The organism is Burkholderia sp. KJ006, from assembly GCF_000262695.1.
In the GTDB taxonomy this organism is placed as follows: domain Bacteria; phylum Pseudomonadota; class Gammaproteobacteria; order Burkholderiales; family Burkholderiaceae; genus Burkholderia; species Burkholderia vietnamiensis.
The window spans coordinates 342,433-355,486 of record NC_017922.1; the positions used below are offsets into that span (position 1 = coordinate 342,433).

The following is a 13,054-nucleotide window of genomic DNA, read 5'->3' on the forward strand; positions in this document are numbered from 1 at the left end:
CAGATCCAATGAGCAGCAATCGCGGGCAGTTGTTTTCAGCATCGATGATGGAGGCCATCAAGCAGCGCTTTCATTACGTCGATCGCGATATCGACAACCGTGAGCGTCTTTTCTTCGACAACGCAGGCGGGTCGTTCAGACTGAAATCGGCACTGGAAGCATTCGCGCGAATCGATGCGCTGCCGGACTGCCCCGAGCGTATCCACGAGCGCGCGCTGTTTCTGCAGGATATTCAGGCGCGCGGCGAAGACGACGTGCGCCGCATCCTCAACGCGCGCGGCGGAAGTGTGTACCTCTCGCTGACCGCTTCGGCGGCGATGTTCGACATGGTCCGCGCGGTGATGGAGAACGTGCCGGGCACGAACGCCGTCACCACGATTCTCGAGCATCCGTCGTCTTTCGATGCGATGACGATGTACTGCGAGCGTACGAACAAGGAGCTTCGCATTGCACCGAGCAATGCCGAAACCGGCGGCGTCGATACCGATGCCATCGTCGCGCTCATCGACGACGATACGGCACTTTTAAGCGTGATGTACGCCTCGAATATCTCGGGAGCGAAGCTCGATATTGCGGCCATCGTCGAACGTGCGCGGGCGCGCAAGCCGGATCTTTTTATCATCGTCGATGCGGTTCAGCATGCGCCACATGCGGTTATCGATCTGCAAAAGACCCCAGTGGACGGCATCAATTTCGCGCCGTACAAGTTCTTCGGGTGCCGTGGTTCTGGCGTGTCATGGCTGTCCGAACGGCTTGCCGAACTTCCGCATCATCGGCTCGCGGCCAAGGACAAAGGGGTTTGGGAACTCGGCAGCCCCACGCCCGCGCAATTCGCCGTGGTGAGCGCGATCGTCGATTATGTCGCGTGGATCGGCACCCAGTTTAGCGACGCCGAAGACCGGCGCGAACGGTTCGTACAAGGCATGCAGCGCATCGAAGAGCACGAGCGCGCGCTGCTTTCGTTGTTACTCGACGGCGTTGACGGACAGCGCGGGCTGCGAGCGATCGAAGGCGTACGCGTGTTCTGGGATCACGACGATCTGACGCGCCGCGATCTGATCGCCGGCATCGACTTCGATAACCTGGACCCGACCGCCGCCGTACGCGCCTATGAAGAGCGGGGCGTGATCGTCTATGAGCGGATTGCGACGAGCCTTTACTCGGGGCGGATGTTGAAATCGTTCAACCTCGACGGTGCGGTTCGCATCTCTCCGTTGCATTGCCATGCGCCGAGTGACGTTGCGAAGTTCCTGGCAGTGACTGAGGACATTGCGATCGCGAGTCGGCTCGCCGGATAGCGGAGGGTGAGACAGAGACGCATCGAGATTTTGTTGTGATTCTCGGTGCGTCCCCATAGCCACGTCGGAGGGGCAGCTAGTTTGCATGTCGGGAGAGTCACAGGTATCGCTTGCAAACAAATGGTCGAGTTCAAGCCAACACCCGACTGCTGACACGCCGCGTCGAGGGGCAGTTAAGGGTCGATCACGGCCCTTGATGAAGTGACGGTCGCCGCGACCAGCGAGCCGATCACTTCGAGGTGGCTCAACTCCTCGGTCGCGATGTCCAACAGCATGTCCTTGCGGCCTGGATCCTCCTCGGTGACCGCCTGCGTGAAATAGCGCATCGCAGCGGCGAGTTCGCCCTGCGGGCCGCCGAACTGTTCGAGCAGCAGGTTCGCGAGCCCCGGATTGGGCGCATCGACGCGTACCGTGTACTGAAGCCGTGTGTTGTGAATGAACATGAAACCTCCGTTGAGGGAGGGGAGCACACCTGCGATGCAGCCGCGAGCACGACGCGCACCCTTAGTGCTGGGGCTGCTCGGGCGCGCGCATCGTTGCCGGACGGCGTTCGGGTGCTGGACGGGCGCGGAAGCCATACCGTGATGGGGCCGATGCACGGCCCTGCGCCGCATCCGTCCGCGACTTTTCAACGCGTTGTCATTTCTGCCGTCAGCGCGCGAGTGTGCGCGCAGCTGCGCGGCGATAGCACCGGGCAAGCGCAGTCAGCGCGTATCGCCGTTGCCTGTGGGCATGTGCGCCCCGGCACCATCGGCCGGCGCGCGTTCATCGGAGGACAGCGGCTTGCCTTCGGGGCCGGGCGTGCTGTCGCCGCGGTCCTGTCCTTGCGAATCGGTGTCGAGTGAATTCGAACGGGTCATCGGGCTGGCTTCCTGTCGAGACATTGGGGAAGGCGCGCACGCATGGCCCGTGCCGGCGCCTTCGCGGGGCGATGCACACGGCCGGGCGCGCCGTTTGCTCACCCGCGCCGTCGAGGCCGGCCCGCGCAATGTCGCGCGCGGCCGTTGCCTGGAGCGTTGTTCGATGTCAGATGCGCCCCTGTTCCCGCTGTTCGATCCGCAGCAAGTCCTTGCCTCCCTCGTGCGTGCTTTTGCGTTTACGCCGGCACGACGCGCCGCCGTGTGCGCGTGGCGCGCGCTCGCGCCGCCCCGCGTCGCGGTATCGGCCTACGCCGGTGGTGCGGTCGGTCTCGCACCGCGCGTCGCCGTTGCGCGCGCCGGAGACGGCAACGCGGCCGGCGGCGACGACGGCAATGCCGGCCGCGACGAACGCGACGAACGCGACGAACGCGATGAGCGCGACACCGACGCGCCGGGCGGCGGCGGCGGTGACGGCCATCCGCACGACGATCGCGGCGGCCGCACCGGCGGCGATGGCGACGGCGACAGCCATGACGGCGAACGCAAGCGCCCGGGAAAGAAGCCGCTGATCATCCTCGGCGCGGTGCTGCTGGTGTTGCTGATCGTCGGGCTCGCGTGGTGGCTCGCGACGCCCGATCAGGAGCGCACGGATGACGCTTATACCGACGGCAACGCGGTCGCGATGGCGCCGCACGTGTCCGGCTAGGTGCCCCGGCTTGCCGTCGACGACAACACCTTCGTGCATCGCGGCGACGTGCTCGTCGAAATCGATCCGCGCGACTATCGCGCGCGGGTCGACGCGGCGCGCGCACAGCTCGGCCTCGCGCAGGCGCAACTCGATGCGGCGCGCGTGCAGCTCGACATCGCCCGCGTGCAGTATCCCGCGCAGTACCGCCAGGCGCGTGCGCAGATCGAGTCGGCGGACGCCGCTTACCGGCAGGCGCTGGCCGTTACCGCAAGGGGCTGCCGCCGTTTCTCGACGTGCTCGACGCGGAGCGGCAATGGTCGGAGGGGCGGCAACAGGCGGTGCAGGGCGCGTTGCAGACGACGACGGATTTCGTCGCGCTGTACAAGGCGCTCGGCGGCGGGTGGCAGACGTCGGGTACGGTGGCGGCTGCGAAGATGGGGGATGCGGCGCCGAGCGATGCGGCGCCGAGCGATGCGGCGTCGCCGTCACGCGCCGCCACATCAGCCGCGTTTCAATAGCGCGCGGCCCTCACAGGCACGCGCGCGAGAACAGCAGCGAATCGGCGTCGTTGAAGCGGATGCGCACCGGATCGGCATAGCCGGCCTTCTGCGCCACGCGGATCGACGCGGTGTTGGTCGGCGCGATCAGGCAGACGCTGCGCTCGAAGCGCTGCTGCGCATCGAGCCAGTGCAGCGCGTGCGTGAGCGCTTCGGTTGCATAGCCTTTGCCGTGCGCCCAGCTCGCGAGCGCCCAGCCGGCCTCCGGCACGCCGCGGATCGACGGCTCGATCGCGCGGTGGAAGTCCGCGAAACCGAGGTCGCCGACGTAGCGGCCCGACGCCTTCTCGCGAATCGCCCAGTAGCCGTAGCCGAGCAGCGGCCACAGTCCGCGATACGCGAGCAGCCGCATCCACGAGTCGCGCGGCGCCGACGGCTTGCCGTTGAAGATGTGCGCGACGACGGTCGGTTCGGTCCACATTGCGGCGAGCGCGTCGAAGTCGCCGAGCGGATGGCCTTCGAGTATCAGGCGTGGGGTGTCGAGAATGGGCGGGGACGTGACGGGCGGCAGGGCGCTGGAGGTCATCGGGCGTTCCATCGGGAAGGACGGGCGAAGGCGGCACGCGGCGTCGCCTTCGGGCTGCCGTACGATACCGCGGAACGCGCTGCGGATGCGCAAAGCCCCGCCTGTATCGTGGAATCCGCGCGTGTCGACGGCCGTCGCTACCCGTCGTTCTCGCGACGCTGTCGCGTGCGATCGCGCAGGCGCTCGTCGAGTGCTGCTCGCTTGCCCGTCACGCGAGGCGTGCGGACCCGCGGACTTGCTGACTGGTGGGGTTGCAACTCACAGACCCAGAGACCCGCACACTCGCGCGGCGACGCCCCGCGGAGCGTCGCCAACGAGTCCGCTCATGCCGACGTACGGCCCGCCCGCGTACTGGCGCGACGCGTCAGCGGCCGCATGCCGGCCGCCGACTACTTGCGGCTTTTCAGAAAATTGCGCCCGTGCGCGGTGATCGACGCGCCGGAGCGGCCGTTCGCCGAATGGCTGACGAAACCCGCGCCGACGAGTTCGTGCTCGACCGACCAGCCGAGCGCCGGCGCATCGCGGCCATAGCGCACGTCGGCGAGGCGCTCGAGCGCCCACAGTGCGGCGGCCGACAGGTTGGGGGTGTTGGTGGACGTGGCGTTGTCGTTCATCGCTTCCTCTGGCTGGGTGATTCGGGGTGGACGGCACGGGGCCGTGGGGCCGGACGACGCAGCGTCAGCCGGCCTGCAGCAACGGCAGCAGCGCCTGCAGCGCGGTGTCCTCGTCGCGGCCGGTGGCCAGCAACTGGGCGGACGTGCCGCCGTGCAACTGCAGCGCCGCGATCGCGGCGGCGTCCTTGGCGGCGGCGCTGACGCCGTTGGCGATCAGCAGGATGTCGCTTTCGAAGCGGCGAGCCGCCGCGACCAGCGCATCGCGCGCATGGCTCGCGCGCTTGCGGTTCCATGCCGCACCGATTTGGACGTAGACGACGGTTGCCACGATGCGGATCAGCCGCGAAGCGCGCGGTCGGAACGGCGCGCGGCGGCCGGCAGGATCGGCTGGGTGCTTGCGTCGCTGCATCGTGCGACCAGCCTGGCTGCATCATCTATCTCGAACATGTCGGCATCCTCGGTTAAGCGGCGATCAAGTCCGGCGAACGATCGGAATGGAGGATTATAATACGTACACCAGTTTATGTGTATGGCATTATAATATCGTGCGCATGATCTGCGGCCTGTCGAACGTTGGCGGGCCGCTGCGACATGCGATCCCGGCGCCGGTTTGCGCGCCGGTATTTTTTTGTCGATTGACCCGAACCCCCACCGAATGGAAGCTGCAATGAACGCCGCCCCCGCCTGCCCGCAATGCGCGATGGAAAACACTTACCCGGACGGCACGCTGTACGTGTGTCCCGACTGCGGTCACGAATGGTCGGCCGGCGCCGGCGCCGAAGCGGGCGACGAGCCGGCGGGCGACGTCGTGAAGGATGCGAACGGCAACGTGCTGTCGGACGGCGATTCGGTCGTCCTGATCAAGGACCTGCGCGTGAAAGGTTCGTCGATCACGTTGAAGATGGGCACCAAGGTGAAGAGCATCCGGCTCGTCGGCGGCGATCACGAAGTCGATTGCAAGACCGACATGGGCGGCTTCATGCTGAAGGCCTGCTACCTGAAGAAGGTCTGAGCGCGTCATGGCGCGGAGCGCCAATCGCAAGGCTTGCCGAACATGAGCGACGATCGGGCATCGTACGATGCATTCCTGCGTTTTCTGGCGACGCCGTTGAGCGACGGGCGTCCGTTCGTGCTCGAGACGAAGCACGCGGTGTCGCTGCATTTCGATCATTTCGGCACGCAGAGCTTCATGTCGCTGAAGGATCCGGTCCGGCTCGAACTCGGCTACACGCGCGTGATGATGGGCTTCCTGCTGCTGCAGCCGGCGCCCGCGCGCATCAGCATGCTCGGGCTCGGCGGCGGATCGCTCGCGAAGTACTGTTACCGCCACTTGCCCGGCAGCGCGATGGAGGCGGTCGAGATCAATCCGCAGGTGATCGCGCTGCGCGACGTGTTCCGGATTCCATGCGACGACGCGCGCTTCGCAGTGGTGTGTGCGGACGGCGCCGACTACGTCGCGCGTCCCGACGTGCGTGCGGACGTGATCCTGCACGATGCGTTCGTCGCCGACGGCACGGCCGGCCGCTGCACCGGCGCCGAATTCCTCGACGCATGCCGCGCGCGGCTCAGTGAAACGGGGGTGCTGGCGATCAACTTCATGAACGACGATCCGGCGCTGCCGCGGCATCTCGAACAGCTGCGCGCGGTGTTCGACGATTCGTACTCGCTGGTGCCGTGCGGCGACGACAACAATTTCATCGCGTTCGCGTGGAAGAACGGCAACCCGTTGCCGTCGTTGCGCGTGCTGCTCGAGCGTGCGCTCGCGTTCGGCTCGGCCGGCGAGCTCAAGCTGGCGTCCACCGCGCGGCGCATGAAGGCGGGCGAGGGTATCGACCCGGCGCGGCTGGTGTGGCGCGCGCGCGAACATCCCCGCTGGGAAATCTGCACGTGACGGCGGTGCGCGCGACGGCGCCGCCGCCATGCACGCAGCGTTATTTCCGTACCCGCTTCGCGACCGCGCTCTTGGTCTTGTAGCTGATGCCGTGCGTGTCGAGATATTCGCGGATCAGCTGACGCACGACTTGCGACGGCGTGAGATCCTGCTCGGCGCACAGTATTTCGAAGGCTTCCTTCTTCGCGGGATCGATCAGGACGGTCAGGCGGGCGGTTTTCGTTTCCATCGTCAGGCGTGCGTATTCGATAGGTTGATCGGATTGAAATTCGTCGGCATTGGCGGCCGGGCCGGGGCCGCGCTCAACGCCGGCGTTCGAACCATGTGAGCAGATCGTCGATCACGGGCATCGCGGCGAGCATGACCAGCACACCGGCGAGCGGCACGGTCGACACGTAGCCGACATGCTTGAAGCCGATCGCGCCCATGAGCCCGCCGATGAAGAACGACGCGAGCATCGTCGCGTGAATCTTCAGCTTCGACCGGTTGGCGATCACCGCATGCGCGTCGACGACCATGGCCGAGCGGTTCCAGTAGAACAGCTTGCCCAGCTCGATGCCGAGATCGGTGACGATGCCGGTCATGTGCGTCGTGCGGATTTCGGCGCCCGACATCTTCGTGATCGTCGCGTTCTGCAGCCCCATGATGAAGCAGAGCAGCGTGACCGTCGCCGGCACGAACAGCCCTTCCCACAGCGCGAGATGGCTGCCGAGCAGGCCGAACACCAGCAGCAGCACGGCTTCGACCAGCAGCGGCAGCACGAACTGGCTCTGCAGCCCGCGCCGCCGCCCCCAGTTGACCAGAATCGCCGAGCAGCCGGCGCCCACCAGGAACGACGCCAGCGAGCTGACGCCGGCCAGCGCGAGCGGGATGTCGCCGAGCGCGGTCTGATCGGCGATCGCCGACACGATGCCGCTCATGTGTGACGTGTATTGCTTGACCGCGAGGTAGCCGCCGGCGTTGGCCGCGCCGGCCACGAACGCCAGCGAGAAGCCCAGCTGGCGATTGGCGGGTGCGCTCCGGTGTTTTCCGGTCAGACTCAGAAAGTACTGCGCTGGCATAAGGGTTCGGGGTTCGCTCGATCGCCCGGATCGCCGGGCACGGACAGGGCGGCACGCGCTGGTGCCGGCCCCGGACCTGCGGGCCGGCGGCAAACGGTGCCGGATCGCTTGCATCATCTGCGATACATGATAATTACATTATCATACTCTGTTAGTCAGACTGCACTTTAAGTACAATGTCTCGCGATGCCGACGGAGCGTGTTTTTCGGCCGGCATCGTTCGTGCAGCCGGTTGCCGGCTGCTTCCGGATCGACCCGGCCGCACCCGCCACCCGTTCGCAGTTCGCTCGATATCCGCATCATGACCCCCATCAAGTTCGTTCTCCGCTACACGGCGATTCCGTTCGTGGCTATCGTGGCCGTCGTCCTGTGGGCGGTCGTGCCGTCGTCGAAGGAAATCGACGCGCGGCAATATGCGGCGCTGTCGCGCGGATACGCGAACTTTCCGCTACCGTTGCGGCATGAGATCTCGGAATCGATGGCCGACGGGCGGATCAGCGACCGGCGTTATCAAACGCTCGTGCGCGATTCGCTCGGCAATGGCGTCGCGCTGGACTGGCCGGCATCGGGCGTCGCCGACGTCGCGGCCGAGCGGCAAAAACTCGCCGAACTGCTGAAGGCCGATCACGGCCTGGAGGACCATCGACAATGAAGGTTGCACTTGTTTCAACGGCTTTCGTGCTGATCATCGGAAGCCTGATCTTCGCGCTGTATTTCATGAACCACGACCGCGGCAAGAGCAAGCGGATGGCGTGGTCGCTCGCGGCGCGCGTGGGCTTGTCGGTCACGCTGTTCCTGTCGCTGTTGATCGCGTACAAGCTCGGGTGGATCGAGCCGACCGGGTTGCCGATCGGGCGGTGACGGGCGCGACGTGCGGCGGATTTCTGCGCTGTCAGGGTTCCGTATGTGACGGCAGCAGCGTGGCGAGAAGATCGCTCGAGCCGCTGGCCGTTCGACCGAAGCCGTGGTGCGAAGGCGGTCATGCGACGCGTTGGTTTGCGCGCGTCGGCTCGCCACGCATCACACGGCGGTTTGGTTCAATGCGCGGCGCGTTGCCGCCATCCGCGCGTCGTCGGTAGCCTAGCCGCGCCCCCCGCGTAACGCCCGCCCCATCTCCGCGATCGGCATCGCGACGATCGAATTCAGCAGCCGCATCTCGCCGGCATCCGGCTTCGCCAGCTCGCGCACCTCATCGAGCGTCTGCGCGACATGACGGTCGAGCGGTTCCAGAAAGCGCTGGAGTTCGCTCGCAGCCGCCTTCTCCCTGAGCCCCAGCGCCTGACCGAACGCCATCAGCGCATTCGCGTCGATATCCGCAAACCGCGTCGCCGCGCCGAGCGGCATCGTCAGCTCGCAGTCGGGCCAATGATCGCCGCGCTGATCGGGCCGGTGCGTCGGCGTCTGATAGACGACCGTGCTGACGATGTCGTAGAACGGCGCGAGCCGGTAGCCGCGCGCGTCGACGAAGAACGACAGGTTCTTCAGATGCGCATCGCCATTGCCGACCACGACGTTGAACACGGTCCAGCGGAACACCGACAGACGCGCAAGCGCCCGCGTGCTGGTGCGGTCGATCGCGCGCGCGAGCTCCTGCGCGTTCGCGCGCTGGTACTTGAAGCCGCGGTCGTAATTGAGCAACTGCATCGCGTCGATCGTGTGCAGCCGCCGGGCCGGCTGCGAGGCGACGTCGCGATCGAACCGGTCGATCACGTAGCACGCGGACGGTGCGCGCAGGAAGTGCACGTCCGGCACGTCGAGGCCCATCCTGCCCGCGAGCTTCATGCAGAAGAATTCGTTGATCGCCGAATGCGGATAGCCGGCCGCGCGCATGTCGGGCTTGAGCAGGTGCATCGACGGCTCGCTGCCGATCGGCTCGTACAGCGCGTAATCGGGCGCGTCGCCGCGCAGCACCACCAGCAGCTTCTGCTGCGCGCCGGCCGCCGACATGCGCTTGGGCGCAGTGGCCGTCAGCGCGCGCTCGGGCATCGCGCGGATGCGTCGCTCGAGCTCGTCGAGCGGCAGCGGTTGCAGAGCGCCGGGCGCTTCGTGCTCGCCGGCGGCCAGCAGCGTCAGCGCCCCGGCCGATTCGCGCCCGAAGTACGCGAGCAGGCCCCATGCGTCGGCGGCGGCGACGTTCGCTTCGCGTGCGAGCGACGTGCGCATGCCTTCCTCGGGCAGCAGGTTGTCGAAGAACCACTGGACCGGACGATCGCTCGACGTGTCGGTGAAGGCGCCGCCGCGCAACGCGAACGCCGGCGACAGCGGATACGCGGCCGCGCTCGCCAGCCATTGCGCATCGTATTCGAACGACCAGATTCCTTTGTCGTCGGCGAGCGTGCCCATTCGCACGCCGTTGGCGGACACGACCAGCGTTCTAGCCGCCATGGCTGCTCCTGCGGCGTTGCGCGGCCTTCAGCGCCGTCGCCTCCGAAATCTCGACCGACGATTCGGCATACAGCCGCACGCCCAGCTCGCCGAGCAGCAGCATCACCTTGCCGATCTGCGCGGTCGGCTTGCCGGCTTCGACCTGGCTGATGAATTTCGGCGACAGACCGGTCGCATTCGCCAGCTCGTCGCGCGTGAAGCCCTGCTGCAACCGGGCCGCGCGGATGAGATGGGCGAGCGCGCCGAGCGTGTCGACGGACTGGGACTCCGACATGACGTTCTCCGTGCTTCGTATCTGATCGGGAACAGTATTGCACAATTCGGGCGCGCAACCGCGGTTCGTATCCAGTCGGAAACGAAAAGCGATTTGCGGGAGTTGAATCGAGGTTCCGTATCCGGTCGAATACGGAACGAGCGCAACGAGGCCTACACGGCGATGCCCGTATCCGCTCGGGTACGCGCGTTCAGGCGACGCCGGGCCGGCCGGCATCGGGCATGCGAGGGCGGCCACCAGCAGCGTGCGCCGGCGCATCTACGCCGCGGGCCGCCGCGCGCCGAATCCACGCGCGAGCCGCTGCGCGACCTCATTCGGCGAACAGATCGGGCCCGAACACCTCGTAATGAATCCGCGTCTCGGGAACGCCGAGCTGCTTCAACGCGTCGTGCTGCAACCGCATGAACGGCACCGGGCCGCAAATGTAGTAATCGGCATCGGGCAGCAGGAGCGCGTCCTTGATCGCACTCACGTCGACCAGCCCTTTCAGGTCGTAGTCGACGCCTTCCACATCTTGCGGCAGCGGTCGTCGTAGAACACGACGAGCTTGAAGTTCGCATAGGTGCTGGCCGTCTCGCGCAGCCGGTCACGCATCGCATGCACGCCGCCGTTGCGTGCGCCGTACACGAACACGGCCTGCCGGTGCGGATCCTGGATCGCGCGCTCGAGCATGCTGATCATCGGCGTCGGGATGCGCGTCGAACAGCTTCCTGTAGAAGCACGTGATGATGTCGTAGCCGTGTTGGGCGAGGACCGGGGCCGTCGCCTTGACGATGTCCTTGGTTTTCTGCGTGAGCATGGTCGAACTCCTTCGTGACGAGGTGCGGGCGAGCGTCGCGCGCCCGATGCCCGTTTCTACAATTGCGCTTGCCGCGCTACACGGTCCGCGCGCTCGGGCCGGTACGCGCATAGCGGGTCCGAACCTTGCGACGTACGCGGCGCCGCTCGCGGCCGCGCCGCGCCGCATGACGCTCGACGATTTGCAAGGAGGCACGCATGGAGCCGATGCCCGTCGTACTTCAGTGGGGCGACGTCGTCGCCAGGATCGTGCTCGCGCTCGTCGCGGGCGGGCTGGTCGGGCTCGATCGCAGCGAGTCGGGCAAGACGGCCGGGCTGCGCACGACGATCCTCGTGTGTCTGGCCGCGTGCCTGTCGATGCTGCAGGTCAATGCGCTGCTGCTGCAGGCCGGCAAGCCGCAAGGCGCGTTCTCGGTGCTCGACCTGATGCGGCTGCCGCTCGGCATCCTGACCGGGATGGGCTTCATCGGCGGCGGCGCGATCCTGCATCGCGACGGCCTGGTGTCGGGCGTCACCACGGCCGCGACGCTGTGGTTCGTGACGGTCATCGGTCTGTGCATCGGCGGCGGCCAACTGCTGCTCGGCGCGCTCGGGCTCGTGCTCGCGCTGCTGGTCGTGTGGCCGCTACGCTTCGTCGAGCAGCGCCTGCGGCGCGTCATGAGCGCACATGTCACGGTCGAATATCCGCCCGGCTCGGCCGCCCGCGAACAGCTGAACGAGAAACTGCGCGCGGCCGGCTTCACCTGCCGTACGCGCGGCTTTTGCGAAACGGCGGGGCGCGACGTGCGCGAGGAAGAGTTGATCGTGCAGTGGCGCGAAGCCGCTTCGAGCGATGCGATGCTGCAGCAGTTGATGCGAATCGTCGCCTCGGCCGGCCTGAGTTCCGCGCGCTGCTCGGCGCAGAGTTGAGTCCGCGGAACGCGCGATGCTCTGGCAGCAGGCCGCCGTGGGCGGCTTGAACAGGAGCCAAGCATGACCTCTGTATCTGAAGTGATGACACGCGATGCGGCGACCATCGCGCCGACCCAGACGCTGCGCGAAGCGGCGCAAATGATGGACGCGCTGAACGTCGGCGCGCTGCCCGTGTGCGACGGCACGCGCCTCATCGGCATGCTGACGGACCGCGACATCGTTGTGCGGGCCGTCTCGATGGGCGTGCGGCCCGACGAGCCGATCGAGGGCGTCGTCAGCGGGCCGGCGAACTGGTGTTACGAGGACGACGACATCTCCGCGGTGCAGAACAAGATGGCCGAAGCGCAGATTCGTCGCGTTCCGGTGGTCGATCGCGACAAGCGGCTGATCGGCATCGTCGCGCTGGGCGATCTGGCCACGTCGGCCGACGGCGGGATGTCGTCGACGCTCGGCGCGGTGTCCGCGCCGTCGAAACCGGAACGATAGAACGTGCAATCAGCTCAGGAGAATCGGATGAACGAAGACAGGGAAACGCAGATCAGGGAACGTGCGTACCGGCTGTGGCAGGCGGACGGCGCGCCTGAAGGGCGCGCGGACGAATACTGGCAGCGCGCCGAGCGACAGCTCGACGCCGAGGGCGGCGACCCGGACGGCGGCGGCGAGCTTGCCGCGGACGTGTCGATCGATCAGTCGGCGAAGCGTCGCAGTCCGGGGGAACCGCTGCAGGATACGGATGCCGTACCGGCCGCGGAGGTCGCGCGGGAGAAGCGGCGCACGCGGTAAGGCACGGCGTAGGGCGCGCCGGCCATCGGGCGTAAGGGCGCTGCTCGACGGCGCTGGCCGTCGCTGGCGCCGCCGCGCGCGTGGGTCCGAACTCAAAGAAGCGCGGTGGCTGCGGAAGCATCGGCAGTCGCCGCGCAGCACCAGCACGCATTCCCCGAGCGCACGCCCGGCGCCGCGCCCCCTCCGTTACGTCGCGATCGACGCGCTCACCCATCCTCCCCGACTTCAGTCGGATCGGGAAGCTCGGGCAGATCGTCCCGACGCTCGGGCTGCGGATTGCCCGGCTTGCCGGCATGGCCGCCTTGCTCGTCGTCGTCGGGTGTCAGATCGTTCGGGTCGCTCATCATCGTTCTCCTCGGTCGCAAGGGCGCCGGCGCGGCCGGCATGTCGATCTCGAGCATCGAGCG

Annotated in this window: 17 protein-coding genes and 4 pseudogenes; 10 read left to right on the top strand and 11 right to left on the bottom strand. The window is 67.0% G+C overall.

The genetic code is table 11. From position 1 onward, the window contains the following. Positions 1–8 precede the first annotated feature (8 nt). Positions 9–1,298: an aminotransferase class V-fold PLP-dependent enzyme gene (locus MYA_RS25560; RefSeq protein WP_014725738.1), complete on the top strand. Its 1,290-nt coding sequence runs from the start codon at positions 9–11 to the stop codon at positions 1,296–1,298. Positions 1,299–1,510: 212 nt separating this feature from the next. Here the strand turns inward: MYA_RS25560 and MYA_RS25565 are convergent. Next, a pseudogene (locus tag MYA_RS25565) lies at positions 1,511–1,741 on the bottom strand (manganese catalase family protein); the annotation flags it as partial. Between the two features lie 261 nt (positions 1,742–2,002). Continuing rightward, on the bottom strand, positions 2,003–2,158 hold the full coding sequence (locus tag MYA_RS31790; protein WP_014725740.1) for a hypothetical protein: 156 nt from the start codon (positions 2,156–2,158) through the stop codon (positions 2,003–2,005). A gap of 163 nt (positions 2,159–2,321) precedes the next feature. On the opposite strand from MYA_RS31790, the pseudogene MYA_RS25570 reads away from it, so the two are divergent. Then, positions 2,322–3,119, top strand: a pseudogene (locus tag MYA_RS25570) (HlyD family secretion protein); the annotation flags it as partial. Then, a pseudogene (locus MYA_RS25575) lies at positions 3,107–3,364 on the top strand (efflux transporter outer membrane subunit); the annotation flags it as partial. The pseudogenes MYA_RS25570 and MYA_RS25575, both read left to right, overlap by 13 nt. A 10-nt stretch (positions 3,365–3,374) precedes the next feature. Here the strand turns inward: MYA_RS25575 and MYA_RS25580 are convergent. From MYA_RS25580 to MYA_RS25590, 3 genes are all read right to left on the bottom strand, one after another. Further along, positions 3,375–3,929 carry a GNAT family N-acetyltransferase gene (locus MYA_RS25580; protein ID WP_014725743.1) on the bottom strand — a complete coding sequence of 185 codons (555 nt, stop codon included), beginning with the start codon at positions 3,927–3,929 and terminating at the stop codon, positions 3,375–3,377. 389 nt (positions 3,930–4,318) lie between these two features. Continuing rightward, positions 4,319–4,543: a hypothetical protein gene (locus MYA_RS25585; RefSeq protein ID WP_011880010.1), complete on the bottom strand. Its 225-nt coding sequence runs from the start codon at positions 4,541–4,543 to the stop codon at positions 4,319–4,321. A 64-nt stretch (positions 4,544–4,607) separates the two neighbouring features. Next, positions 4,608–4,871 carry an HPr family phosphocarrier protein gene (locus MYA_RS25590; RefSeq protein WP_034192816.1) on the bottom strand — a complete coding sequence of 88 codons (264 nt, stop codon included), beginning with the start codon at positions 4,869–4,871 and terminating at the stop codon, positions 4,608–4,610. Between the two features lie 339 nt (positions 4,872–5,210). Between MYA_RS25590 and MYA_RS25595 the strand changes: the two genes are divergently transcribed. Both MYA_RS25595 and MYA_RS25600 read left to right on the top strand, forming a co-directional pair. Next, entirely contained in the window at positions 5,211–5,555 is a 345-nt protein-coding gene (locus MYA_RS25595) for a zinc ribbon domain-containing protein YjdM (RefSeq protein WP_014725746.1), read from the top strand. 42 nt (positions 5,556–5,597) lie between these two features. Further along, a complete protein-coding gene (locus tag MYA_RS25600; RefSeq protein WP_034192815.1) occupies positions 5,598–6,434 on the top strand; it encodes a spermidine synthase in 837 nt (278 codons plus the stop codon). Between the two features lie 40 nt (positions 6,435–6,474). Here the strand turns inward: MYA_RS25600 and MYA_RS25605 are convergent, their stop codons facing one another. Both MYA_RS25605 and MYA_RS25610 read right to left on the bottom strand, forming a co-directional pair. Next, positions 6,475–6,663, bottom strand: coding sequence for a CopG family transcriptional regulator (locus tag MYA_RS25605; RefSeq protein ID WP_011880014.1), 189 nt, complete (start codon positions 6,661–6,663; stop codon positions 6,475–6,477). A gap of 73 nt (positions 6,664–6,736) precedes the next feature. Next, the gene (locus MYA_RS25610; protein ID WP_011880015.1) at positions 6,737–7,495 is read right to left on the bottom strand and encodes a YoaK family protein; all 759 of its coding nucleotides are present in this window, start codon (positions 7,493–7,495) and stop codon (positions 6,737–6,739) included. Positions 7,496–7,796: 301 nt separating this feature from the next. Here MYA_RS25610 and MYA_RS25615 point away from each other — a divergent pair, with 301 nt between their 5' ends. Further along, positions 7,797–8,147 (top strand): hypothetical protein, encoded by a 351-nt coding sequence (locus tag MYA_RS25615; RefSeq protein WP_014725748.1) that lies wholly within the window; start codon positions 7,797–7,799, stop codon positions 8,145–8,147. Beyond that, positions 8,144–8,356 (top strand): twin transmembrane helix small protein, encoded by a 213-nt coding sequence (locus tag MYA_RS25620; RefSeq protein WP_011880017.1) that lies wholly within the window; start codon positions 8,144–8,146, stop codon positions 8,354–8,356. The genes MYA_RS25615 and MYA_RS25620 overlap by 4 nt, the downstream gene beginning before the upstream one ends. A gap of 219 nt (positions 8,357–8,575) precedes the next feature. Here the strand turns inward: MYA_RS25620 and MYA_RS25625 are convergent, their stop codons facing one another. The 3 genes and pseudogenes from MYA_RS25625 to MYA_RS25635 all read right to left on the bottom strand — a co-directional run. Then, on the bottom strand, positions 8,576–9,880 hold the full coding sequence (locus MYA_RS25625) for a HipA domain-containing protein (RefSeq protein WP_014725749.1): 1,305 nt from the start codon (positions 9,878–9,880) through the stop codon (positions 8,576–8,578). After that, complete coding sequence (locus MYA_RS25630) at positions 9,870–10,154, bottom strand: helix-turn-helix domain-containing protein (protein ID WP_011880019.1); 285 nt, start codon at positions 10,152–10,154, stop codon at positions 9,870–9,872. The genes MYA_RS25625 and MYA_RS25630 overlap by 11 nt, the downstream gene beginning before the upstream one ends. A gap of 310 nt (positions 10,155–10,464) precedes the next feature. Then, positions 10,465–10,841: pseudogene (locus MYA_RS25635) on the bottom strand (nitric oxide dioxygenase); the annotation flags it as partial. A 309-nt stretch (positions 10,842–11,150) separates the two neighbouring features. On the opposite strand from MYA_RS25635, the gene MYA_RS25640 reads away from it, so the two are divergent. From MYA_RS25640 to MYA_RS25650, 3 genes are all read left to right on the top strand, one after another. Then, positions 11,151–11,861, top strand: coding sequence for an MgtC/SapB family protein (locus MYA_RS25640; RefSeq protein WP_014725751.1), 711 nt, complete (start codon positions 11,151–11,153; stop codon positions 11,859–11,861). A gap of 63 nt (positions 11,862–11,924) precedes the next feature. After that, positions 11,925–12,350, top strand: coding sequence for a CBS domain-containing protein (locus MYA_RS25645; RefSeq protein WP_014725752.1), 426 nt, complete (start codon positions 11,925–11,927; stop codon positions 12,348–12,350). Positions 12,351–12,377: 27 nt separating this feature from the next. After that, positions 12,378–12,647, top strand: coding sequence for a DUF2934 domain-containing protein (locus tag MYA_RS25650; protein ID WP_014725753.1), 270 nt, complete (start codon positions 12,378–12,380; stop codon positions 12,645–12,647). Positions 12,648–12,853: 206 nt separating this feature from the next. On the opposite strand, the gene MYA_RS31525 is transcribed toward MYA_RS25650, so the two are convergent. Continuing rightward, positions 12,854–13,048: a hypothetical protein gene (locus tag MYA_RS31525; protein WP_014725754.1), complete on the bottom strand. Its 195-nt coding sequence runs from the start codon at positions 13,046–13,048 to the stop codon at positions 12,854–12,856. Positions 13,049–13,054: the final 6 nt, after the last annotated feature.